This window comes from Microbacterium sp. A93 (genome assembly GCF_051842835.1).
The window spans coordinates 724163-746987 of sequence record NZ_JBPXMT010000002.1 but is presented as its reverse complement, the minus strand read 5'-3'; the positions used below and the strand labels follow the sequence as shown (position 1 = coordinate 746987).

Below are 22825 nucleotides of genomic sequence, written 5' to 3'. Positions count from 1 at the left end.
GAGCGAGGGGCCGGCGGCGTCCCGGTCATCGGTGGACAACCCGCCGGCTACGGGCCGCTGTGCAGTACGGCAGTGCAGTACGGCAGTGGATGACGGCTCTCAGACTCCGGCGTAGAACGCCCCCACAGCCCCGGCCAATCGCTCCGGATCCTGGGCCCCGCACATCTCGCGGGCCGAATGCATGGAGAGCAGCCCGATGCCCACGTCCACCGTGCGGATCCCCAGCCGCGTGGCGGAGATCGGGCCGATCGTGGACCCGCAGGGCACCGCGTTGTTGGAGACGAACTCCTGGAACGGCACCCCGGCCACCCCGCACCAGCGGGCGAAGGCGGCAGCTCCGGCGGCATCCGTGGAGTACCGCTGGTTGGCATTGATCTTCAGCAGCGGCCCACCGTTGGGCCGCGGGTGGTTCACCGGATCATGGCGTTCGGCGTAGTTCGGGTGGACCAGGTGCCCGGCATCGGCGGAGAGCAACCAGGATCCCGCGAAGGACCGGGCCGCGCCCTGACCCTCCACACCCAGGGCCACCAGGACCCGGCGCAGCACGTCCTCCAGCACGGGCCCGGCGGCACCGGAGCGGGAGGCGGAGCCGAGCTCCTCGTGGTCGAATGCCGCCAACACGGGGATCACCGAGGCCCCGGCGGATTCCCCGGCCACCCCATCCGCCACCAGGCCTGCCCCCTCCCCGGAGTCAGCCAGCTGCTCCATCACCACCAGGCCCGCGTGCACGGAGGACAGGTTGTCCAACCGGCCGGAGGCGAAGAACTCCCCGTCGGCCCCGAACAGCCCGGGGGCCTGGGTATCGGCCATCACGACGTCGAAGCCCGCCACCGCGTCCGCGTCCAGTCCCGCGGTACGCGCCAGCACGGCCAGGATGTCGGTGGTCAGGTTCGCATCCCGGCCGGCGGAGCCCCGGGAGTCGTGGTCATCAACGCGGCCCGTTCCCACCACCGGTTCGGCACCCCAGATCGGGTTCAGGTGGCGTTGCCGGTCCAGGGTCAGTCCGTTGTTGGCCTCACGGTCGAGGTGGATGGCCAACTGCGGGAAGCGGGCGATGGGCCCGGTCCGGACGAGATGCTCCCGGCCGTCCACGGACACCATGCGCCCGGCGAAGCAGAGTTCCCGGTCCAGCCATGAGTTCAGCAGCGGGCCGCCGTAGACCTCCACGCCGGCCTGCAACCAGCCCTCCCGCGAGGTCGAGGGACGCGGCTTGAGCTTGAAGGTCGGCGAATCGGTGTGGGCGCCGAGGATGCGGAGCACCGGGACCGGACCGGGCCGCCCGGCCTGCCGGCCGACGTCGGGAATCCGCCAGGCCATCACGGCGCCGTCCCGCACCAGGACGTACCCGCCGGGTTCCGCGGGGAAGTCCTGCTGTTCGTCCAGACGGACGTAGCCCACGGCCTCGAGCCGGCGGGCGACCTCGTGGGCGGCGTGGTAACTCGAGGGGCTGGCCAACACGAAGTCGGAGAGGTCCTGCAGGTGGGGGGACAGATCGGTCATGGTCCCTACCGTACTGGGGGCTGCCTGGAATGGCGCCCCGGGGTGTGGCGGATCTCGGCGTGCGCGCGCACCAGCCAGGGGGCGCGGTCGGGGGCATCGTCGTAGGCCCCGCCCAGGGGGTCGTCCACGGGCAGCCGCCGCGCCTCGGCCGGGTCGAAGCCCAAGGCCTGCAGCCGGGCCGCCGCCTTCGCCGTCCCCTGACCGCCTGGCCCGGTCTGGCCGCCCAGCCAGATCCGGCCACCCGGCAGGGACGCCCGCACCTGGTCCTGCTCCGGATCCAGCATCTGCTCCACCACGCGGGCCATGAGGTACACCGTGGCCGCCACGTGACCCAGGATCGCCAGCACGTAGAAGGTGTCGTCCATGGAGTGCTGGACCTCGGAGCCGGAGGCCCCCTTGGCCAGGTACATCCAGATGGCCCAGAAGTGCAGGACCTCGAGGAACTGCCAGATCAAAAAGTCCCGCCAACGCGGCACGGCGAGCGCCGCCAGCGGCACGAGCCAGATGACGAACTGGGGCGAGTACACCTTGTTGCACAGCACGAAGGCCGCCACGATCAGGAACGCCAGATGCGCCATCCGGGGCCGGTAGCGGCACGCGACCCCGAGTGCGAAGATGGCGCAGCAGCACAGGAAGAAGGCGCCGTAGGCCAGCAGGGACAGTTGCTCGGCGGCGATGACCGGCCCACCGATCTTCTCCAGGGTCACGTTCCAGGCGTGCCAGACGGAGGACAGGCCGGGGCCGCGTTCCCCCGAGAAGGTGAAGAACACGCTCCACGCTGCAGGGTTGGCGATCATCATCGGCAGGTTGACCGCCAGCCAGGCCGCCACCGTGCCGAGGGTGGCCCAGAGGAATGGGGACCACCGCAGCGAGCGCACGGCCAGGATGAGCAGGGCCCCCAGGATCAGCAGCGGATAGAGCTTCATGGCGGCCCCCAGGCCGAAGAAGATGCCCGCCCACAGGGGTTTGCGCCCGCCGAAGAGCCACATCCCGACGGCGAGCAGCCCCACGGCCCAGAGGTCCCAGTTCACGGATCCGGCCAGGATGATGCCCGGGGCCACCGCCACCATGAGTGCGTCCCAGGGCCGGCGCCCCGCTGACTTGGCGGTGACCACCACCGTGATGATCCAGAGCACCGCGGTGAAGACGAAGTTCACGTCCCAATAGGCCAGCGAGGGATTCAGGTCCGAGAACGGCAGCGTCTGGGAGATCACCGCCGCGATCGAGGCGACCACGGACATCAGCACGGGGTATTCGAAGCTCGCCCCCGCGGCGAACGGTGCGAAGGCGTCCTCCGCGAACCCGCGTCCGCCGTACAGCGCCGACCAGTCCGAATAACACCCCGCGTAGTAGACGGCGGGCTGCCCCCAGCCGTTCAACCGGCAGGGAGACTTCAGCAGCACCGCGATCACGGCCGAGAGGGTCGTCACCGCGATCAGCACGCGCATCGGCGTCCAGAACGTCCCTGCCATCCGACCGGGAACCGTGTGCCGGCCCACGGAGCCGCCGAGCATCTCCCGCATCCGGCGCACGAGCCCGTCCGTGCGGGACGGGACAGACGCTGGAAGGGGGGTGCCGGCGTCGGGCCTGGTGGTGTTCCCCGGGGTGCGCAGGCTCATGGTGTCCATCCTAGGAGGGGCGCCGGGCGGGGCCCGCCACCCCTGGGGAATACCGGGCGTGGGGCGGTGGTTGGACACGGATGCGTCTGCCCGCGTCATCCGGCGTAAAGTGGACGGGGTTGTGCCGTGCCCGTTCGGGTCTGCGGCACCCATCAGAATTCTCGTCCCAAGTGATTGGGACCACGGTCCGCCGCGCCCGGTGTGCGGCCCCAGGACCATCAGGACAACAAGGAGTACCGGTGTCGAAGAACCCGATTCGTGTGGCCATTGCGGGCGTGGGCAACTGCGCCACCTCCCTCATCCAGGGGGTGGAGTACTACCGCAAGGCCTCTGCGGACGAGAAGGTCCCCGGCCTGATGCACGTCCAGTTCGGTGACTACCACGTCTCGGACCTCGAGTTCGTGGCCGCCTTCGACGTGGACGCCAAGAAGGTCGGCCTGGATCTCTCCGAGGCCCTGAACGCCTCGGAGAACAACACCATCAAGATCGCCGATGTCCCCGCCACCGGCGTGAGCGTGCTGCGCGGACCCACCCTGGACGGGCTCGGCAAGTACTATCGCGAGACCATCGAGGAGTCGGACGCGGAGCCGGTGGACGTGCTCCAGGTCCTGAAGGACACCCGGGCGGATGTCCTCGTCTGCTACCTGCCCGTGGGCTCCGAGGAGGCGGCGAAGTTCTACGCGCAGGCCGCCATCGATGCCAAGGTCGGCTTCGTCAACGCCCTGCCCGTCTTCATCGCCGGGACCCCGGCCTGGGCAGAGAAGTTCACCGCCGCAGGGGTGCCGATCGTGGGCGATGACATCAAGTCGCAGATCGGTGCCACCATCACCCACCGCGTCATGGCCAAGCTCTTCGAGGATCGCGGCGTCACCCTGGACCGTACGTACCAGCTGAACGTGGGCGGCAACATGGACTTCAAGAACATGCTTGAGCGCGAGCGCCTTGAGTCCAAGAAGATCTCCAAGACCCAGGCCGTCACCTCCAACACCTCCGCGAAGCTCGGCGAGGACGACGTGCACATCGGCCCCTCGGACTACGTGTCCTGGCTGGACGACCGCAAGTGGGCCTTCGTCCGCCTCGAGGGTCGCAACTTCGGCGACGCCCCCGTGTCCTTGGAATACAAGCTCGAGGTCTGGGACTCCCCGAACTCCGCCGGCGTGATCATCGACGCCGTCCGGGCCGCCAAGATCGCCCTGGACCGCGGGATCGGCGGACCGATCCTCTCGGCCTCCAGCTACTTCATGAAGTCCCCACCGGTGCAGCACCACGACGACGTGGCGCACGAGCTCGTGGAGGCCTTCATCCGCGGCGAGATCGAGCGCTGACCCCTCCCTTCCACCACTGGCGGTCGCTGGATGACCTGATGCCCGACAATTCCCCGGGGGTTTCGGCCATCCAGCGACCACAGTTTTTTAACTACCCGTGGGTAGGGGTGGCAGAGATCACACCATCTTGCTAACCTCGTCGGGTGCCCGAGATCCGTTGGGTCTCTGCGCGCTCCTTGTCGGCTTTTCCGCCCTTCATCGGCGGACTGACTCATCTGAAGGAGGTGGGGAAATTGATGACTATTCAGCATGACTTCGTGAACGGCGGCACTGCCGCGTCCGGCGTCCTCCTGGCCTATCCAGGGATCGCTGCCATCAATCCATCCGACCCCGCCTCCGCGCTGAACGCACGCAGCTGAGCATCCGCCGCCCGGACGTCCCTCCGGGCGCATCATCGAGTCAGGCCGTCAACCAGACCACCACGGTGGTCCGGTGGACCTCCCTCTCCAGCCGCTGATCCATCGCTGAGGCATCCCACCCGAGGGACCACCCAGCCATGTCCGTCATTCGTGACACCCCTGAACCCGCTACCCTGACTGCCGGCCTCCCGGTGGTGCTGTCTTTATTCCTGTCCGGACCTTCTCGATCCTGGAGAGGGGGTGACAGCACGTGAGTGAGCCCCACCATGACCCAGGCACTCCGCGCCGGCGATCCGCCAAGCGGCGCTTCGGGACCGTCTTCCGCCCGGCACCTTTCATCCCTGACCAGGAAAGGTCTCCGAGCCGGGATGACATCCCCCTGCCGCCGGATTTCATCATCCATCTCCGCTAGTCACCCGCGCGACCACCGGGGGGTCGAGGGGTGACCTGGATTCCCAGATCATCCGGGCTTCGGGTCACCCTCCGGCCTCCAGTCCCATGAGGGACGGAAAAGGTCGCGTGCAGCCCACCATTCCCCGGCCCGGTGCCCCTATGCGAGGATCTGCCCATGAACGACGCCGAGATCTCCGCAGCAGCGACGCTCGAACCGGTGGCCGATATCGCCCACCGGGCCGGAATCCCCGCCGAGGCCCTCATCCCCTACGGCCATTACATGGCCAAGGTGGACACCAGCCGACTGAGCCCCCGCACCCCTGCTGACGGCGCCCCTCCCGGCGGGCCGGGCCAGGCCGGCCGCGTAGTGCTCGTCACCGGGACCAACCCGACGCCGGCGGGCGAGGGGAAGTCGACCGTCACGGTCGGCCTGGTGGACGGTCTCAACCTCCTCGCCCGCGCCGACGACGCCCCGGAGGTCTGGGCCGGCAAGACCGCCATGGCGGCCCTGCGGGAGCCCTCGCTCGGCCCGGTCTTCGGCATGAAGGGCGGGGCCACGGGCGGCGGCTACGCGCAGGTGGTGCCGATGGAGAACATCAACCTCCACTTCACCGGTGACTTCCACGCCATCACCGCGGCACACAACCTGCTCTGCGCGCTGGTGGACAACCATCTGCACCGGGGCAACGAGCTCCGGATCGACCCACGCACCATCGCCATCAAGCGCGCCCTGGACACCAATGACCGGTCCCTGCGCCAGACGGTCATCGGCCTCGGCGGACGCACCGAGGGGGTCCCGCGCGAGTCCGGCTTCGAGATCACGGTGGCCTCCGAGACCATGGCCGTGTTCTGCCTCGCCACGGACCTGGAGGACCTCAAGGAGAGGCTCTCGCGGATCATCATCGGCCGGACCTACGATCGCCAGCCCGTCACCGTGGGAGACCTGGGCCTCCACGGCGCCCAGGGGGCCATGACGGTGCTGCTCAAGGACGCCCTGAAACCCAACCTCGTCCAGACCCTGGGTGGTTCGGCCGCCTTCGTCCACGGAGGTCCCTTCGCCAACATCGCCCACGGCGCCAACTCGATCACGGCCACCAACACCGCCCGGCAACTCTCGGATGTGGTGGTCACCGAGGCCGGTTTCGGCGCGGACCTCGGCGGGCAGAAGTTCATGGACATCACCGCCGTGGCGGGTGGCTTCCCCCCGGCGGCCAGCGTCATGGTGGCCACCGTGCGGGCGCTCAAGCTCAACGGCGGCATGGCCCTGGAGGACCTCGACCACCGCACCGAGGCCGGTGAACAGCCGCACCTTGAGGCCTTGGAGGCCGGGGTCGCGAACCTGGCCCGGCATATCAGGAACATGGCCGGCTACGGGGTGCCCGTGGTGGTCGCGGTCAACCGCTTCCCGCAGGACACCGAGGCCGAACTCGACTGGCTCATCGGCTGGTGCGAGCGCCGGGGCGTCCCGGCCGCCGTGGCGGATGTCTGGGCTCGTGGCGGCGAGGGCGCGCTGGAGGTGGCCCGGCGGCTCGTGGAGGTGCTGCCCGCGGAGGGGGAGGAGTCCGGCTGGCACTCGCTGTGGACCGAGGACATGACGGTGGCTCAGCGGATCGAGGCCGTGGTCACGCAGATCTACGGCGGGGCCGGCGTGGAGTACACGGCCGCGGCTCGGACCCAGTTGGACCAGCTGGTGGCGGAGGGCTGGGACCATCTCCCGGTCTGCATGGCCAAGACCCAGTACTCGTTCACGGACGACCCTCAGGCCCTCGGGGCGCCGGAGGACTTCACCGTCACGGTGCGCGAGCTGACGCTGCGCCCCGGCGCGGGGTTCGTGGTGGCCCTGACCGGATCCGTCATGACCATGCCCGGCTTGCCCCGGACGCCCTCCGCCGACTCCATGGACGTGGACGCCGCCGGCAACGTCACCGGCCTGTTCTAACCCCGCATCACGAGCGCAGTCGATGTCGAGACACGCCGAGGCGGTCGACGGTGATCGATGCCGTGATCCGTCTGTTGTGTTCAGACTGCCGTGATCAGGTGGCCGACTCCGGCTGCTCGCCCCACCAGCGCCACAACTCGGCCGTGGCCTCCGGCTCGTCGTGCGGACCCTCATCGAGCCGCCACTCCAGCAGGTGCTTGTAGGCTCGGCCGACCACCGGCCCGGGTCTGATCCCGAGGATCGCCATGACCTGGGTGCCGTCCAGGTCGGGTCGGACGGCCTCGAGTTCCTCCCTCTCGGCGATCTCCGTCATCCGGCGCTCCAGATCGTCATACGCAAAGGCCAGCCGGTCCGCCTTGCGGCGGTTGCGCGTGGTGACGTCCGAACGGGTCAGGGCGTGCAGTCTCGGCAGCACCGGACCGGCGTCCGTGACGTACCGGCGCACGGCCGAATCGGACCAGCCGGCCTCCCCGTAGCCGTAGAACCGCATATGCAACTCCACCAGCCGGGCCACGGCCTTGATCGTGTCGTTGTCGAACTTCAGCGCCCGCATCCGCTGCTTGACCAACTTGGCGCCGACCACGTCATGGTGCCGGAAACTGACCGCCCCGTTCGGTTCGAAGCGCCGGGTCGCCGGCTTGCCGACGTCGTGCATCAGAGCGGCGAAGCGCAGGACGAAGTCCGGCGCGGGGACATAGGTGCCCGACGGCGGCGCGAACCGTTCCGCTGCCACCTCACCCTCCGCCTCGGCCGGCTGGGTCGAAGCCGTCTCAGCGTGTTCGGCGTTCCAGCGTTCCTCGAGCTCGGCCGGGTACTCGTGGCCTATCGCCTGTTCCATCACGGTCAGGGAGTGCTCGTAGACGTCCTTGTGCCGGTGGTGTTCGTCCGTCTCCAGCTTCAGGGCCGGCAGTTCGGGCAGCATGTGGTCCGCCAGACCGGTATCCACCAGGAGGTTGAGGCCGGCGCGGGGGTGCGCGCCGTTGACGAGCTTGACCAGCTCCTCGCGGATGCGCTCGGCGGAGATGATGGTGATCCGATCCGCCATCGAGGTCATGGCCGCGGTCACGGTCTGGTCCACGCCGATCCCGAGCTGGGAGGCGAAACGCGCGGCCCGCATCATCCGCAACGGGTCATCGGAGAAGGACCCCTCGGGGGTGCCCGGGGTCCGCAGCCGGCCGGCGGCCAGGTCCTTGACGCCGCCGTGCAGGTCCACGAGTTCCAGGCTCGGCAGGCGGATGGCCATGGCGTTCACGGTGAAGTCGCGGCGCACCAGGTCGCCCTCGAGCGTGTCCCCGAACGCCACCTGTGGCTTGCGGGAGTCCGGATCGTACTGTTCGGCGCGGTAGGTGGTGACCTCCAGCTGCCAGCCGCCCTTGGTGAAGCCGATGGTGCCGAACTTCCTCCCGATGTCCCAGTGAGCGTCCGCCCACCTCCGAGCGATCCTCAGGGTGGTGTCCGGATCGGCGTCCGTGGTGAAGTCCAGATCCGGGGACATCCGGCCGAGGAACAGATCCCGCACCGGCCCGCCCACCAGGGCCAGCTCATGGCCGGCTGCCTGGAACAGCTGGCCCAGCTCGAGCACCACGGGGGGTAACCCGGCACCGGTCGGGAACCCGACGGGCAGGGCGACCAGCTCGGAGGCGGGCGTGCCGGACGGGGGCAGGGAGGCGGCGGAGGGATTCATGGTGTGTTTAAGGGTGCCAGATCCCGGGGTCACCTGAGGACAACTGGTCACCGGCCTGCGGTGCCGCCTCAATGCGGTTCTGTGGCGGCCCGCTACAGTGGAATGCATGGCTCATCCTGTTCCGAGCGCTCCCAAGCGCACCCCGCTCACCGCATCGGTGGGTCGGCGTGTGCCGCGGCGCCCTGGCCAGGCCGGGGTCCCGGGCTCCGGGGACACCCCGCAGGGCTCGCTGCCCACGGTGGAGGAGGTCTCCGCCGGCGGCTTGGTGGTGCGCAAGATCGGCGGTCGGCTCGAGGTCGCCATCATCGCCCGCTACAACCGCGGTGGCCGGCTGGAGTGGTGCCTGCCCAAGGGCCACCCGGAAGGCGTGGAGTCGCACGGTGAGGCGGCCATCCGTGAGGTCGAGGAGGAGACCGGCATCGCCGGAGACATCCTGGCCTCCCTCGGGGCCATCGACTACTGGTTCACGGTGTCCAGCCACCGGGTGCACAAGACCGTGCACCACTTCCTGCTGCAGGCCACGGGCGGCGCGCTGACCACGGAGAACGATCCGGACCACGAGGCCGTGGATGTCGCCTGGGTGGATCTGGACGTGTTGAACGCCAAGCTGTCCTTCCCGAACGAGCGCCGGATCGTGGACCTGGCACGGGACGTGCTCCCGGATCACCTGGACGGGTTCGACGACCTGCCGGAATCCCAGCGGTGAGCAAGGACACCTCCACCGCGACGCCGGACACCCCGGGCCGCGGTCAGGGCACCGGTGCGCCGGAGACCAGCACCGCACCCGCCGCCGTCACGGACAACACCGCGAGGGCCAGTGCCATCATGGCCGCAGGCACCCTGGTCTCGCGCATCCTCGGCTTCGTCCGGACCGCACTGCTGGCCATCGCCATCGGTTCCACCGCCATGGCCGCGGACATCTTCGAGTCCGCGAACACGATCCCCAACATCATCTACATGCTGCTGGCCGGCGGCGTGTTCAACGTGGTGCTGGTCCCGCAGCTGATCAAGGCGGCCCGGGCCCCGGACCGCGGCTCCGACTACACCTCACGGCTGATCACCCTGGCCGTGCTGGTGATGGCCGGTTCCACCGTGGTCATCACCGCGGCGGCCGCGCCCATCATGGTGGCCCTGACCAGCAACTGGTCGGAACCCATGCTCGCCCTGGGGACCGCGTTCGCGCTCTTCACGTTCCCGCAGATCTTCTTCTACGGCGTGTACGCGGTGGTCGGCCAGGTCCTCAACGCCAACGGCCGCTTCGGCTCCTATATGTGGGCCCCGGTGGCCAACAACGTGGTGGCGATCGGCGTGATCGGCCTGTACCTGGTGATGTTCGGGTCCTTCCAGGCCGGTGGCGATCAGCTCGCCGAGTGGAGCACGGCCCAGACCGTGCTGCTGGCCGGCGGACACACGCTGGGCATCGTGGTGCAGGCCCTCATCCTGTTCATCCCGCTGCACAGGCTCGGGCTCGGCTTGCGGCCGAAGTTCGGCTGGAGGGGCATGGGGCTGCGGTCCACCGGCAAGCTCGCCGGTTACACCCTGGTCACCATGATGGCCGGCAACGTCATCAACCTCCTCGTGGCCCGCCTCGTCTCCGGTGCCACGGAGGCGCGGTCCTCCATCGGCGAGGCCGCTGGGGCCGGAGGGCCCTTCGAGGGACTCGACCCGGCCGCCGTCGAGGCCTCCATCCCCGGCCTCTACGCCCTGAACACGGCCCAGCTGATCACCGTGCTTCCGCACTCCGTGTTCGTGCTGTCCCTGGCCACCGTGCTGTTCAACCAGCTGACCCGTTCGCTGCATCAGAACGACGTCACCGGGGCTCTGGCCACCGTCAGCCGGGGCCTGCGCAGCTTCTCCGTGCCGATGATGTTCGCCATGGTGGCGATCCTCGTGCTCGCCGGGCCCCTCGGTCGGATCTTCGGAGGTTCCTCGGCCACGGCCACGGCCTCCGGTGTGGCGATCGGGCAATTGCTGATCCTGCTGGCCCTGGGCATGCCGTTCCGCTCAGCCCACATCTACCTGACGCGGCTCTTCTACGCCTCGGAGAACGCCCGGATCCCCATGTTCGTCCAGGTCGGCATCGCCCTGTGCACGCTCGTCATCGCCTACGTGGCCTCGGTCTTCATGCCGATGTGGTCCATGGCCTACCTGATGGTCTCGGTGTTCACCTTCCTGCACATGGTCCAGTTCGTCTGGATGCACCTCCTGGTCCGCCGTCACTACGGGGACTACGGGTCCGGCCACGTGCTGGACACCTACATCCGCACCGGGGTGGCCGCCCTGGCGGCCGGTGCCGCCGGCGCCCTGGTCCTCTGGTTGATGGGCGGTTATTCGGGGGGGTTCCCCTGGATCTCCATCGTCACCTCACTGGTGAGCTGTGCGGTGGTCGGGGTGGTGATGGCGGTGGTGTACTTCCTGCTGCTGCGGGCCATGCGCGTGCCTGAACTCACCGACTTCCTGGGCCCTCTGGCCCGCCGGATTCCCGGTCTGGCCCGGTAATTTCCTGCGGCACCGTTCGGCGGTTCACCGCAGGACAGCGTGCTGACAGCCGTAGCATGGTCCCGACCGCACCCCGGCCCATCCGTGGCCTGCCATTGCCCGCAGTGGCATCTTCAGGCACCCCGTCCACCCGGACGGCCACCACGAATCCACGGATCCGGGCCACTGACCTGGAGGAACACCGTGACACAGCCCATTGAAGAGGGGATGGTCCTCGGAGGCCGCTACCTCATCACCGGACATGTGCTGACGTCCGCCGATCAGGACATGGTGCTGGACGGCCGGGACCAGGTGCTGAATCGGGATGTCTCCATCCTGGTCGCTTCCGCGGCACACGCCTCCCAAGTGGCCGCCTCGGCCCGTGAACTCGCGACCGGTGAGCGCCAGGGCACCGTCCAGGTCCTCGACCTCGGCCTCAGCGAGGGCCGCACCTACCTCATCGCCGGCGGCAACCCCTCCGCGGAGGACCTCCTGAGCATGACCAGTGAGCAGCAGGTCTATGTGGAGCCGTTCTACACCGACACCCTCGGGTCCGAGATCTTCGGTGAGGCCCGCACGTATGAGCCCCAGGTCTACGAGGACGACGAGGAGTACTACGAGGACCTGGATGACGGCCTCGTGGAGGAGGAGACGGAGAAGCGCCGTCCCAAGTTCCTCCGGGGCATCTCCGATCGGCTGAGTCAGCGGCTCGGCTCCGAGGACGCCGCCCAGGACGCCGTGGCCGGAGGATCCGGTGGCACAGGGGCCGGCGCAGCCGGGGTGGCCGGCGCCGCGGGTATCGCCGGTGCGGGTGCCGCCCGGAACGCCCAAGGGCACGACGCCGGCTCCCCTGAGGAGCCGGAACCGTACCGTGCCGCTGTGCTCCGGGAGGACGAACAGCCCCTGCCTGAGTCGGTCAGCGACGACGACTGGACGGGTACCCAGGACGAGGTGACCGTGGATCGTGATCGCGCCACGGCGCAGAAACCCGCGCCCGCCGCTGAGCCGGTCGTTGAATCGGCCGATGAGCCGGTCATTGAAACAGACCAGGAACCGGTCGTTGAAACGCACGAGGAACCGGCCTCCGAACAGGACTCCGAACAGGAGGCCGAGCAGGAGGCCGAGCAGACCCTGGAGCCGGTCGCTCCGCAGGACGAGGCGACGGACCAAGCCACAGACCAAGGCCCCGAGACAGACGAGACCCCCACCTCCGCCGTCGCCTCCCCGGCGATCGGCCGGCACAGCCCCCGGCCGGAGAAGGACCAGCAGCAGCGGGCAGCCGATCGGCCCAAGGTGACCCTCTGGGAGGACGACGAGCCGGAGCGGGAACGTGACCGCGCCGTGAGCGCGGGGCTGGCCGCAGGTGCGGTGGCTGGCGGGGTCGGCGGGGCTGCAGCCGTGGCGCACCCGGGTGGCTTCGATCCTGAGGAACCCGCATATGAGGACCTCGACGAGGACGCGGAGTTCGGCGACGACTACGACGAAGAGGACGAGGAGGACAAGCCGACCGGCTCACGCTGGCTGGTCGGCGGCATCCTGGTCCTCCTCCTGATCCTGGGCGCGGTGTTCGCCTTCAACATCCTGGGCAACAACCGCAGCCCGGAGGCCGGAGGGGAGTCCTCCGGTGGTGAATCCGGAGCCCAGTCCGGGAGTGCCTCACAGGACTCGGCCCCGGACTCGGAGCTTCCGGACCCCGTCATCGTCGGCGCCACCCGCTTGGTCCCGGATGACCCGGCCTTGAGCGCGGAAACCGACAACACCCTGCCCAACGCCGTGGACGGCAACCCCGCCACCGCCTGGCAGACCTACTCCTTCGCCCAGCCGTCCTTCGGCGGTTACGCCTCCAACCTGGCACTGGTCATCGAACTGGAGGAGCCCAGCGCGGTGTCCCAGGTGGACATCACCCAGAACAACGGCAGCGGCGGTTCATTCTCGGTCCTGCTCAGTGACAGCCCGAGCCTGGACGGAGCACGCCAGATCGCGGAAGGTTCCTTCACAGGACCCGAGGTCAGCGTGCCGGTTCCGGCCGACGAAGGCGGTCCGGCGGAGGCCCAGTACGTCATCCTCAACTTCACCGAGCTCCCACAGCTGTCCAACGCCTCAGGCAACCTGCCCTACGGCTTGCGCATCGCGGAAGTCGCCGTCGAGTAGTCCTCATAGTCGGCGCCCTCCGGCCCTGCAGATCCGTCTGGCGGAACGACCGGGGTAAACGCCCGGCATACCCACCTAGGATGGGGTCTGCGCCAGCCGGGCTGGTGCAGACCGGCGGGACGGTCCAGGGGGGCCGTGCCCACCACGGACCGCCACCTGGGTGGAGTGCGCTTGGAATAGGTTCCTCCCAGGGGGTGTTCCATCCATCAGAGTCCCCATTGCCTACCGTGAAGGAATCACTGTGACCGAGGCTGTAGAGTCCACCGACGCCGTCCGGGACGTCGTCATCATCGGATCTGGTCCTGCGGGTTACACCGCTGCCATCTACGCTGCGCGGGCCAGCCTGAACCCACTCGTGGTCGCCGGATCCGTCACGGCCGGTGGCGAGTTGATGAACACCACGGACGTGGAGAACTTCCCCGGATTCCCGGAGGGCATCCTCGGGCCCGAGCTCATGTCCCAGTTGGAGCAACAGGCCACCCGCTTCGGTGCCGAGGTGCAGTACGAGGACGTCACCGAGGTGGATCTGAAGGCCTCCCCGAAGGTCGTCACCTTGGGCAACGGCTCCGTGTATCGGGCCCACTCCGTGATCCTGTCCACCGGTTCGGCCTACCGTGAGCTCGGTGTGGAGGGCGAGAAGCGCTTCTCCGGCCACGGCGTGAGCTGGTGTGCCACGTGCGACGGCTTCTTCTTCCGGGACCAGAACATCGCCGTGGTCGGTGGCGGTGACTCCGCCATGGAAGAGGCCCTGTTCCTGACCAAATTCGCCTCGACGGTGACCGTGATCCACCGGCGTGATGAACTCCGTGCCTCCAAGACCATGGCGAACCGGGCCCTGGCGCATGAGAAGATCCGGTTCGTCTGGGACACCGAGGTGACCGGGCTCGAGGGCGGAGAGAAGCTCAAGACCCTGAACCTGCGGAACCTGAAGACCGGGGAGGAGTCCAGCATGGATGTCACCGGCCTGTTCGTGGCCGTGGGATCCGATCCCCGGACCGCGCTCGTCAAGGACCAGCTGAACCTGAATCCAGACGGGACCATCCATGTGGAGCACCCCAGCAGCCGGACCTCCCTCCCCGGTGTCTTCGCCGCGGGAGATGTCACCGACCCCACCTACCGCCAGGCGATCACGGCCGCTGGCAGCGGCTGCATCGCCGCGCAGGACGTGGAGCACTACCTTGCGGACGTGAAGGAGTTGGCGGCCAGCGCCGTCTAGACCTTTCCGTCCGTACCATCCCTTCCAATCCCATCAGGAGGAACCATGAGCACCATTGACGTCACCGACCAGGACTTCCAGGAAAAGGTCCTGAATTCGGACAAGCCCGTCCTCGTCGACTTCTGGGCCGAGTGGTGTGGCCCCTGCCGCATGCTCAGCCCGATCCTGGAGGAGATGGCCACCGAGCACTCTGAGAAGATCACCGTGGCCAAGCTCAACGTGGATGACAACCCGCAGGCCGCGTCCACCTATGGAATCACCAGCATCCCCGCGGTCATGGTGTTCCAGGGCGGTCAGAAGGTCGCCACCTCGATCGGCGCCAAGCCGAAGCAGGTCCTTGAGACGGAGTTCGCCGAATACCTCAAGTGAGTGAACGCCGCTGACACTGGCGGAAAAGTACGGCCCCGGTCCTGATGGACCGGGGCCGTACTTTGTCTTATACCTGTCAGAGTGCTCGAGCGTCATGATCTAATAGACAGTAGAGGCTAACTATCATTCGATTCTGACTGACCGATCAGGTCCATAATCCGGTTGAGATCGTCCACGGAGGCAAAGTCGATGGCGATCTTGCCCTTGCGGGCGCCGAGGGTGATCTTCACGGACGTGTCGAGTCGGTCGGTCAGAGAGTTGGCCAGGTAGTCCAATCGCTCGTGTCGATCAGCTCTCTTGGCCCTCGACTGAGGCTTCACCTGACGCACCCCGTCCTGCAACGACACCAACTCTTCCGTGGCACGCACGGAGAGGCCCTCCGACACGACCTTCTGGGCCAGCCGCTCCATCTCCGCCGGATCCACCAGGGACAGCAGTGCACGAGCATGACCCGCAGACAGGACACTCGAGGCCACCCGACGCTGCACCAACGGGGGCAGCTTCAACAGTCGAAGCGTGTTGGTGATCTGCGGTCGCGAACGCCCGATCCGGGAGGAGAGCTCCTCCTGTGTGCAGTTGAAGTCCTCCAAGAGCTGCTCGTAGGCGGCAGCCTCCTCCAGCGGATTGAGCTGACTGCGGTGCAGGTTCTCCAGCAGGGCATCGCGGAGGAGATCCGTATCCGCCGTATGACGCACGATGGCCGGGATCTCGTCCAGTCCCGCCGCCTGGGCCGCTCGCCACCGACGCTCACCCATCACCAGTTCGAATGGAGAAGGCCCCTCCACCTCACGGACGACGATGGGCTGAAGCACACCGACCTGACGGATGGAGGCCACCAGCTCGTCCATGTCACCCTCGTCGAAGACGTCGCGGGGCTGCCGCGGATTCGGATGGATCTCCGCAACCGGGATCAGCCGGAGTTCGGCGTCCCCAGCAGATCCCATCGACTTGCCCCTCTGGGGGGTCAGACGACGGTCCGTCGCAGCGTCAGATGCCCCATCGGTCGAGGCGCGACCCTCGGAGTGCTCTACTTGGGACTCTGAAACAACCTGGGTTGATTGAGCTCCAAGGTCGGTGCCCGGCGTAGGAGTCCTACTACCCGCCTGGGAGGCCTTGCCGCGAGCCTGGAGGGGAGGCATGGTTGCCCGTTGGCGCGTCCTCCGAGCCCCTCCATCCGCCCCCAGGAGGTCGACGTCCTCCCCGCCCCTCCGGTCCGGAAAGAAGACATCCACGGGCCGGCGTGTTTCACGTGGAACTGCACGGGTCTCCTCCGCGGGTGACCGCCCGCTCAGGTATCGACTCGTCAGATCGGGCTGGCCCTGCTGTCCACGCCCGTCTCCCGCTGGAGCGGGGGTGTCTTCAGACGAAGACGAGTCCGCGTCTGGTGATTCCTGGGACTGCTCGGCGTCAAGTGAGATCTCCACGGGGTGGCTACTGTCCGACGTACTCGGCTTCTGACTCGTCTCCAAACCGGGCGCTTCGTCTCCGGCTGATCGCACACTGCCGGTTGAGTCCGGCCTTCCGGCGCCGAGTACCTCGTCCGTCCCCTGGTCTTCAGAGACCTCTCCACTGCGCGCCGCGTTGTCCGAGTCCTCCACGGGAGCGGTGCTCTGGATCAGGGCCTCAAGCCCGCGACCCAATCCACGTCGGTTCTTCTTCACACAGACTCCTCACTCGATGCCAGACAACGTCCACCATTCTACTGTTGTTTCACGTGAAACCGCAGTCGCATCTCCATACCCAACGGATACGAACCCGGCCAGAGGCCTCGCTAACACGCACTCTTGTTCGAGCGTTACACCTCGTGGTCCGTGCCATCAAATGCAACTGTTGCCCGGTGCTATCAGTGCTAGATGGAGCCGTACATCATGACATCAGGGCTAGCCGAAGGACGAGGCCTTGTTCAGATGTGAATGTCATCCCTGACCTCTGCAGGCCTTGTGCTTGATCGTGCTCCAACATCAAGGGCGGGATTGCGCGAGGCCGTTTTCTCCCTCGGCGTCGTTTCACGTGAAACGGCCGACGTTCCACGTGAAACATGGAGGGTCCCACGTAAAGCAGCGGTGTTCCACGTGGAACGGGGTCTTCCTCACGTATAGCGGTGCTGGTCCACATGGACCGGGGTGTGCCTCACGAAAGCGGGAGCGTTCCACGTGAAACTCATGGCCCTGCATCGGTAAAGAGGACCCTCGGTCAACGGCGGGGGGCAACACCGTACCGAACGGAGCCAATCTCAGGCGTCGGCGCATGGACCCAGGTGTTCGACGGGAAGCCATCTATCAGCCCCGGCCAGATATGTCCCTTCGAACAGAGCGAAGGCGGTTCCACGTGAAACACGAGGAGACAGCGTCCTGCCCACAGCACGGCCAACGACCACCGTCCCACAACGACAGATGGCACGGAGCCGAAGAGCATCAGTCACTCTCGGACGAGCAAACGCGGTATACCCCTGCTCGCCATGCGGCTAAGAGGGTGAGCCCCAAAAGGCGGGTGCGCACTACAGCCGGTGTGTCTCAAAGGCCGGCGCGCCCGGAAGGCCGACCGCACCAGGTCATTCCCGGCCGGTCAGGAGCAATGTGAATCTGCGTGAAGAGTTAGGAACTAACCATGACGTCAAGAGGACTAGTGACATGCATTTTCAGGCCGGGTGCTGTCTCATCGCCCAGGCACTGCATGATGGATCCCACCCCGGAAGGTCAGCCCTGTCCCGGACTGCATATTCCGGCCTGTACAGGGCGGCAGCAACGCGCCGTAGTCGCGATATCGGTTGCTTCGAGGCCTGATGGTCCACAACCACCAGCGAGGCTCCGCATACGCTCTTGCGATCACGTCAGGCTCTCAACCTGCTGCGGTCACGGATGTTCCACGTGAAACACTTCCGAGACATGACATCGTCGGCGGCCGATCGTCATGTGGTCCGTCGTCGCCACTCCGGTTGGACCCGCTAGGGACAACCGAAGCGTGCCGACGTGCATATCGGCTCCATATTGACTGTTGGCTCGCCGTCATGGTCGGTAGGGGGAATCTGAGGCCCCCGAGGATGAACAGCCGGGTCAAGTTCCTCAGAGGCGGGCTCGTCGCTGTATGGATTGGGGTAATCACGCTTGGAAAGGTTGAGCCACAACAGAAGTGAGCACATTTGCAACCAGTCGACGGGTTCAGATCCCTATGGCTTCTAGGGATCTCCGCCCAGGACAGGGTCGAGGGTAGGGCAGGCATAGTCAATCACCGTCCACCCAGGGCTGCGGCATCCTCGCAACCGCCGACCCTCGGTCGAGTACCAACCTGTTCCCAACTCGCGTGGCCCATACACGGAGTTGAACCCTGACCTCATGTTTCACGTGAAACAGGGCCTGGGTCACCGCTCGGAAACTCACCCACCGCACCGATGCGCCGTCACCGGTAGAGGACCCCGACCAGGCCCCGCGGAAGTGCACCGAGCAGGCCAACCAGATCAGTCACGCGCCCCATAGGGAGGAATACAGCTACGACCTCACCGCTTCACGTGAAACGCTTCCAGCGCCGGGCTGTAGCCGTATAGACCAATGACCCGTCGGACAACCATCCCGGGTTGTTTTAGTGATTCGCCCGTCAGCGGCCCTTGGCGTGTCCGCGGTCCGCGATCTCGGTCGCAGCCTCACGGTACGAGAGGGCCCCGGTGGACTGAGGATCGTATGTCAGCACGGTCTGCTGGAAACTCGGGGCCTCAGAGATCCTCACGTTCCGGGGAATCACCACGTTCAGGACCTCCTCCGGGAAGTGCTCACGCACTTCGTCCGCCACCTGGGTGGACAGGTTCGTCCGCCCGTCATACATGGTGAGCAGGATGGTCGACACCTCGAGGGTGGAGTTCAGATGCTTCTGGATCATCTGGATGTTGTTCAGGAGCTGGGAGAGCCCCTCCAAGGCGTAATACTCGGTCTGGATCGGGATCAGAACTTCGTTAGCGGCCACGAAGGCATTGACCGTCAACAGGCCCAGGCTCGGTGGGCAATCGATGAACACATAGTCGATCCGCGGCAGACCTTGGGTCTCCCGGTAGGCGAAGTACTCCTTGAGGGCGCGAGACAGTCGCTGCTCCCGTGCCACCAGTGAAACCAGTTCGATCTCTGCACCCGCCAGGTCGATGGTGGCCGGAGCCACCACCAGTCCATCCACGTCCGGGCAGGGCTTGACCACATCAGCCATGGGGAACTCGTCGATCAGGACGTCGTAGACACTGTCCACATCCGAGTTGTGGGGGATCGCCAGGGCGGTGGAGGCATTGCCCTGCGGATCGATGTCCACCACCAAGACCTGCATCCCGGCCCGCGCCAGAGCGGCTGCGAGGTTCACCGTGGTGGTGGTCTTCCCGACGCCCCCCTTCTGATTGGACACCGTGATGATGCGTGTCTTCTCAGGTGGCGGCAGCCTGCGCCCCTTCAGCTTGTCCCGCCGTCGGTTCTCCTGGGCCAGTTCACGCGCGAGCGGGGTCTCCATCTCGTCCACCACGGACGCATCCACGGCGGTACCGGTTTCCCGTGAAACATCCGACTCATTGGTCAAGAGAACAACCTCCCGAGGTTGATAGACGGCGAGACAATCCTGAAGCCGTGGGATACAACCACTCCAGCCTACTGGTCAGCGTCGGGGCCCGACGCGCACCCGGACCACGGTGGTCGGTTCAGCGAGCAGATCCTGGCCCACCGTCTCGATCACCGGTGTCGAAGCCTTGACCTTCTTCAGGACCTTCGCGGCGGCAGCGATCTCGTTGCCGGCGCTCTTGCCCTTGATGGCCAACAGCTCACCGGATCCCTGCAACAGTGGAATGGTCAGGGGGATGAGGGACTTCAGGGCCGAGACGGCCCGTGCCGTCACGATATCGACCGCGATGTTGCCCACGACCTGCTCGGAGCGGGCCCGCACCACATCAACGTTCTCCAAACCGAGGTCCTCCACCACCATGTCCAGCCAAGCGACCCGTCGTTCCAGCGGCTCGATGAGGATGAACTGACTGTCGGGCCGGGCCAAGGCCAAGGCCAGGCCGGGGAGTCCGGCACCGGAGCCGACGTCGGCGACCAGCGCCCCCTCCGGGAGGAGGTCTCCGACCACGGCGCAGTTCAACACGTGCCGCTCCCAGAGTCGAGGCACCTCGCGGGGGCCCAGCAGACCCCATTCGATCCCCGTGGAGGACAGATGCTCCACAAAGCGGACGGCCAGGCCAAGACGATCCCCGAACAGCTCTTCAGCCGCAGTGCGCAACCCACCCTCCAGCGCCGGCGGCTCCTGGTGCTCGTGCGGCACAGACGACGCCTCTGGGGAGACCGGCTGCCCCTGATCCTCGGGACCCCCACCGGGGACGTGATCACTCACCGGAGGAGACCACCACGTGACGGCGAGGGCCTTCGCCCTCCGACTCACTGACCATCCCTGCTGCGGCGATGACGTCATGCACGACCTTGCGCTCGTAGGCGCCCATGGCCGCGAGGTGCACCGGGTCTCCGCTCTCTCGCACTGACTCGATGGCGTCCTGGGCCACCTTCTCCAGTTCCTTGGCGCGGTTGGCCCGGTGTCCGGCGACGTCCAGGACGAGCCGTGACCGAACACCCGTGGATGAAAGAACCGTGAGGCGGACGAGTTCCTGCAGGGCTTCCAGTCCCTGGCCGTCCCGGCCCACGAGGTCGCGGAGGCGGTCGTCGCCCTCCTCCGCGATGACGGAGACATAGGTGCGGCCGTTGCGGACCTCGATGTCGATGTCGCCGTCCAGGTCGGAGATGTCCAGCAGTTCCTCGACGTAGTCGGCGGCGATATCCCCCTCCTCCTCGAGGCGGCGGGCGGTCGAGGAGGACTCGTCCGCAGCCATGGCCTCAGTATCGGTGGCGGGGAGGCTGGCCGCAGCTTCGTCCACAGTTTCAGGGGTGTTGTCCCCAGAGTTATCCACAGCGGGATCCACCACCGCTTCAGCGGCCTGGGCGGCGTCCGGAAGGGTGGTCTCTACCGGATCCGGGGTGTCATCGGACGGCACGGCTGATGCATCGGTCACGGCTATCTCCTCTTCTTGGTCTTACGCTTGGGCTGGTGGCGCTGACCAGTCTGCTGCGGTTTGGCGGCCTCTGCCTCAGCCTTGGCTGCGGCCTCCTGTGCGGCCTTGCCCACGGGGGGCAGTCCCTTGACGGCACGACGCTCGTTCAGCTCACGCTCGGCCTGGGACCCCGGGGTGGGGTTGTTGCGGATGATCCACATCTGCTGGCCCACGGCCCAGAAGTTGGTGGCGGTCCAGTAGATCAGCACACCGATGGGGAAGTTGATGCCACCGATGCCGAAGACGAGCGGGAGGATGTAGAGCATGAACTTCTGCGACTGGGCGAACGGCCCGGTCATGGCAGCCTCGGACATGTTCTTGCTCATCAGCATCTTCTGCATGAAGAACTGCGAGCCGGACATCAGGACGATCATGATGATCGCCACGATGAGGACCGCCACTTCCAAGTTCTCGCCGGTGGACCCCAGGAACGTGGACTGCATGGGAGCGCCGAGGAAGATGGCCTCGCCGAAGGAACGCACCTGTTCCACCGACAGCGCGGCCTCACCCTCACCACGCTCAGCGGCGCCCCCCGCCTCGGTGAGGATCCGGAACAGGGCGAAGAAGAACGGCATCTGCACGAGCATCGGCAGACAGGCGGCGAAGGGGCTGGTCCCATGTTCCTTGAACAGGGCCTGCTGCTCCATGGCCATGGCCTGACGGGACAGCTGGTCCGTCTTGCCCTTGTACTTGGCCTGAAGCTTCTTGATGTCCGGCTGCAAGGCCTGCATGGCCCGCTGCGACTTGATCTGCTTGACGAACAGGGGGATCAGCGCGCTGCGCACGATGATCACCAGCAGGATGATGGAGAGCGTCCAGGTGAACCCGCTATCGGGGTCCATGCCGATCCAGCCCAGTCCGGTGTGTGCTGCGCCCAGGATCCAGGACATCACCCACTTGAAGGGCCAGAGAATGATTTCGAGGAAGTCCATGGTCTCCTACTGTTCCGCCGGAGGATCCGGTGGGATGACGGGATGGTTTAGGTCAATGATCTTGGGTTGGCGCCCCGGCGGCCAAATCCTGCGGCCCGGCGGGACCGCGTCCACGCCACCCCTCGACCACGGATGGCAGCGGGCCAGCCGGTGCGCGGTGAGGAATGAACCCTTCACCGCGCCGTGCACGTGCACGGCCTCGAGGCCGTAGGCCGAACAGGACGGGAAGAACCGGCAGACCGGACCGTAGATCGGCGAGATCACGGCGCGGTAGGCCATGAGCATCCAGGCCAACAGCGTAGAGGGCAACGCCCGCACCATGTTCCACTGGATGGCCCCGGGCTGCGTGATGAAGGGAGACTGTTCGGTCATGCCGGCGTTCCGGTCTTCCCGGGACGACGCCGGCCGGCAGCCTTCCGCAGGGCGCCCACCATCGCGGAGTCCACGTCCTTCTTCAAGTCATCCCAGGCAGCAGTTGCCGACGGCGGGAGGGCTCGGATGACGACGGTCCCGGCGGGGTGCCCCGCCAGGGGACCGCTGAGCTGCTCGGCCACGGCGGCCCGGAGCCGGCGCTTGACGCGGTTGCGGACCACGGCATTGCCCACGGCCTTGGAGACGACGAAACCCACGCGCACCGGTCCTGCGGAGGACTCGATACCCGTGGGTTCGGGGAGGTGTGCGGACACGACAAGGTTCCGGCGCCCTGTCCGGGCACCGGAACGCAGTGTCTGGGAAAAATCCGCGGGGGTGCGTACCCGTTTCGCGCGGGGCAGCACGCCTATCGTCCGCTCAGGCTGAT

General features: G+C 67.0%; 18 protein-coding genes. 8 read left to right on the top strand and 10 right to left on the bottom strand.

Annotated elements, in window-relative coordinates; all coding sequences use genetic code 11:
- Positions 1 to 99: 99 nt before the first annotated feature.
- Complete coding sequence (locus ACSU1G_RS07735) at positions 100 to 1500, bottom strand: M18 family aminopeptidase (protein ID WP_439279328.1); 1401 nt, start codon at positions 1498 to 1500, stop codon at positions 100 to 102.
- Positions 1501 to 1505: 5 nt separating this feature from the next.
- The gene (locus ACSU1G_RS07730) at positions 1506 to 3119 is read right to left on the bottom strand and encodes a glycosyltransferase family 87 protein (protein ID WP_439279327.1); all 1614 of its coding nucleotides are present in this window, start codon (positions 3117 to 3119) and stop codon (positions 1506 to 1508) included.
- Between the two features lie 239 nt (positions 3120 to 3358).
- Between ACSU1G_RS07730 and ACSU1G_RS07725 the strand changes: the two genes are divergently transcribed.
- The 3 genes from ACSU1G_RS07725 (at position 3359) to ACSU1G_RS07715 (ending at position 7135) form a co-directional block, all read left to right on the top strand.
- Positions 3359 to 4444: an inositol-3-phosphate synthase gene (locus tag ACSU1G_RS07725; RefSeq protein ID WP_439279326.1), complete on the top strand. Its 1086-nt coding sequence runs from the start codon at positions 3359 to 3361 to the stop codon at positions 4442 to 4444.
- A gap of 143 nt (positions 4445 to 4587) precedes the next feature.
- Positions 4588 to 4803: a hypothetical protein gene (locus ACSU1G_RS07720; RefSeq protein WP_439279325.1), complete on the top strand. Its 216-nt coding sequence runs from the start codon at positions 4588 to 4590 to the stop codon at positions 4801 to 4803.
- Positions 4804 to 5371: 568 nt separating this feature from the next.
- The gene (locus ACSU1G_RS07715; RefSeq protein ID WP_439279324.1) at positions 5372 to 7135 is read left to right on the top strand and encodes a formate--tetrahydrofolate ligase; all 1764 of its coding nucleotides are present in this window, start codon (positions 5372 to 5374) and stop codon (positions 7133 to 7135) included.
- Between the two features lie 94 nt (positions 7136 to 7229).
- On the opposite strand, the gene ACSU1G_RS07710 is transcribed toward ACSU1G_RS07715, so the two are convergent.
- Positions 7230 to 8819 (bottom strand): HD domain-containing protein, encoded by a 1590-nt coding sequence (locus ACSU1G_RS07710; protein ID WP_439279323.1) that lies wholly within the window; start codon positions 8817 to 8819, stop codon positions 7230 to 7232.
- Positions 8820 to 8925: 106 nt separating this feature from the next.
- On the opposite strand from ACSU1G_RS07710, the gene ACSU1G_RS07705 reads away from it, so the two are divergent.
- From ACSU1G_RS07705 to trxA, 5 genes are all read left to right on the top strand, one after another.
- The gene (locus ACSU1G_RS07705) at positions 8926 to 9525 is read left to right on the top strand and encodes an NUDIX hydrolase (RefSeq protein ID WP_439279322.1); all 600 of its coding nucleotides are present in this window, start codon (positions 8926 to 8928) and stop codon (positions 9523 to 9525) included.
- A complete protein-coding gene (murJ, locus tag ACSU1G_RS07700) occupies positions 9522 to 11318 on the top strand; it encodes a murein biosynthesis integral membrane protein MurJ (protein WP_439279321.1) in 1797 nt (598 codons plus the stop codon). Before ACSU1G_RS07705 ends, murJ begins: the two co-directional genes overlap by 4 nt.
- Before the next feature lie 183 nt (positions 11319 to 11501).
- Positions 11502 to 13448, top strand: coding sequence for a hypothetical protein (locus ACSU1G_RS07695; RefSeq protein ID WP_439279320.1), 1947 nt, complete (start codon positions 11502 to 11504; stop codon positions 13446 to 13448).
- A 241-nt stretch (positions 13449 to 13689) separates the two neighbouring features.
- Positions 13690 to 14664, top strand: coding sequence for a thioredoxin-disulfide reductase (trxB, locus tag ACSU1G_RS07690; protein ID WP_439279319.1), 975 nt, complete (start codon positions 13690 to 13692; stop codon positions 14662 to 14664).
- 45 nt (positions 14665 to 14709) lie between these two features.
- Positions 14710 to 15033 (top strand): thioredoxin, encoded by a 324-nt coding sequence (gene trxA / locus ACSU1G_RS07685; RefSeq protein ID WP_439279318.1) that lies wholly within the window; start codon positions 14710 to 14712, stop codon positions 15031 to 15033.
- A gap of 116 nt (positions 15034 to 15149) precedes the next feature.
- Here the strand turns inward: trxA and ACSU1G_RS07680 are convergent, their stop codons facing one another.
- The 7 genes from ACSU1G_RS07680 to rnpA form a co-directional block, all read right to left on the bottom strand.
- On the bottom strand, positions 15150 to 16325 hold the full coding sequence (locus tag ACSU1G_RS07680) for a ParB/RepB/Spo0J family partition protein (RefSeq protein WP_439279420.1): 1176 nt from the start codon (positions 16323 to 16325) through the stop codon (positions 15150 to 15152).
- A 2299-nt stretch (positions 16326 to 18624) separates the two neighbouring features.
- A complete protein-coding gene (locus ACSU1G_RS07675; RefSeq protein WP_439279419.1) occupies positions 18625 to 19512 on the bottom strand; it encodes a ParA family protein in 888 nt (295 codons plus the stop codon).
- A 141-nt stretch (positions 19513 to 19653) separates the two neighbouring features.
- Positions 19654 to 20385: a 16S rRNA (guanine(527)-N(7))-methyltransferase RsmG gene (gene rsmG, locus ACSU1G_RS07670; protein ID WP_439279317.1), complete on the bottom strand. Its 732-nt coding sequence runs from the start codon at positions 20383 to 20385 to the stop codon at positions 19654 to 19656.
- Positions 20378 to 20875, bottom strand: a complete 498-nt coding sequence (locus ACSU1G_RS07665) for a protein jag (protein WP_439279418.1) — start codon at positions 20873 to 20875, stop codon at positions 20378 to 20380. The genes rsmG and ACSU1G_RS07665 overlap by 8 nt, the downstream gene beginning before the upstream one ends.
- A gap of 182 nt (positions 20876 to 21057) precedes the next feature.
- Positions 21058 to 22026, bottom strand: a complete 969-nt coding sequence (gene yidC, locus ACSU1G_RS07660; RefSeq protein ID WP_439279316.1) for a membrane protein insertase YidC — start codon at positions 22024 to 22026, stop codon at positions 21058 to 21060.
- Between the two features lie 6 nt (positions 22027 to 22032).
- A complete protein-coding gene (yidD, locus tag ACSU1G_RS07655) occupies positions 22033 to 22398 on the bottom strand; it encodes a membrane protein insertion efficiency factor YidD (RefSeq protein ID WP_439279315.1) in 366 nt (121 codons plus the stop codon).
- Entirely contained in the window at positions 22395 to 22802 is a 408-nt protein-coding gene (rnpA, locus tag ACSU1G_RS07650; protein ID WP_439279314.1) for a ribonuclease P protein component, read from the bottom strand. The genes yidD and rnpA overlap by 4 nt, the downstream gene beginning before the upstream one ends.
- Between the last annotated feature and the right edge of the window lie 23 nt (positions 22803 to 22825).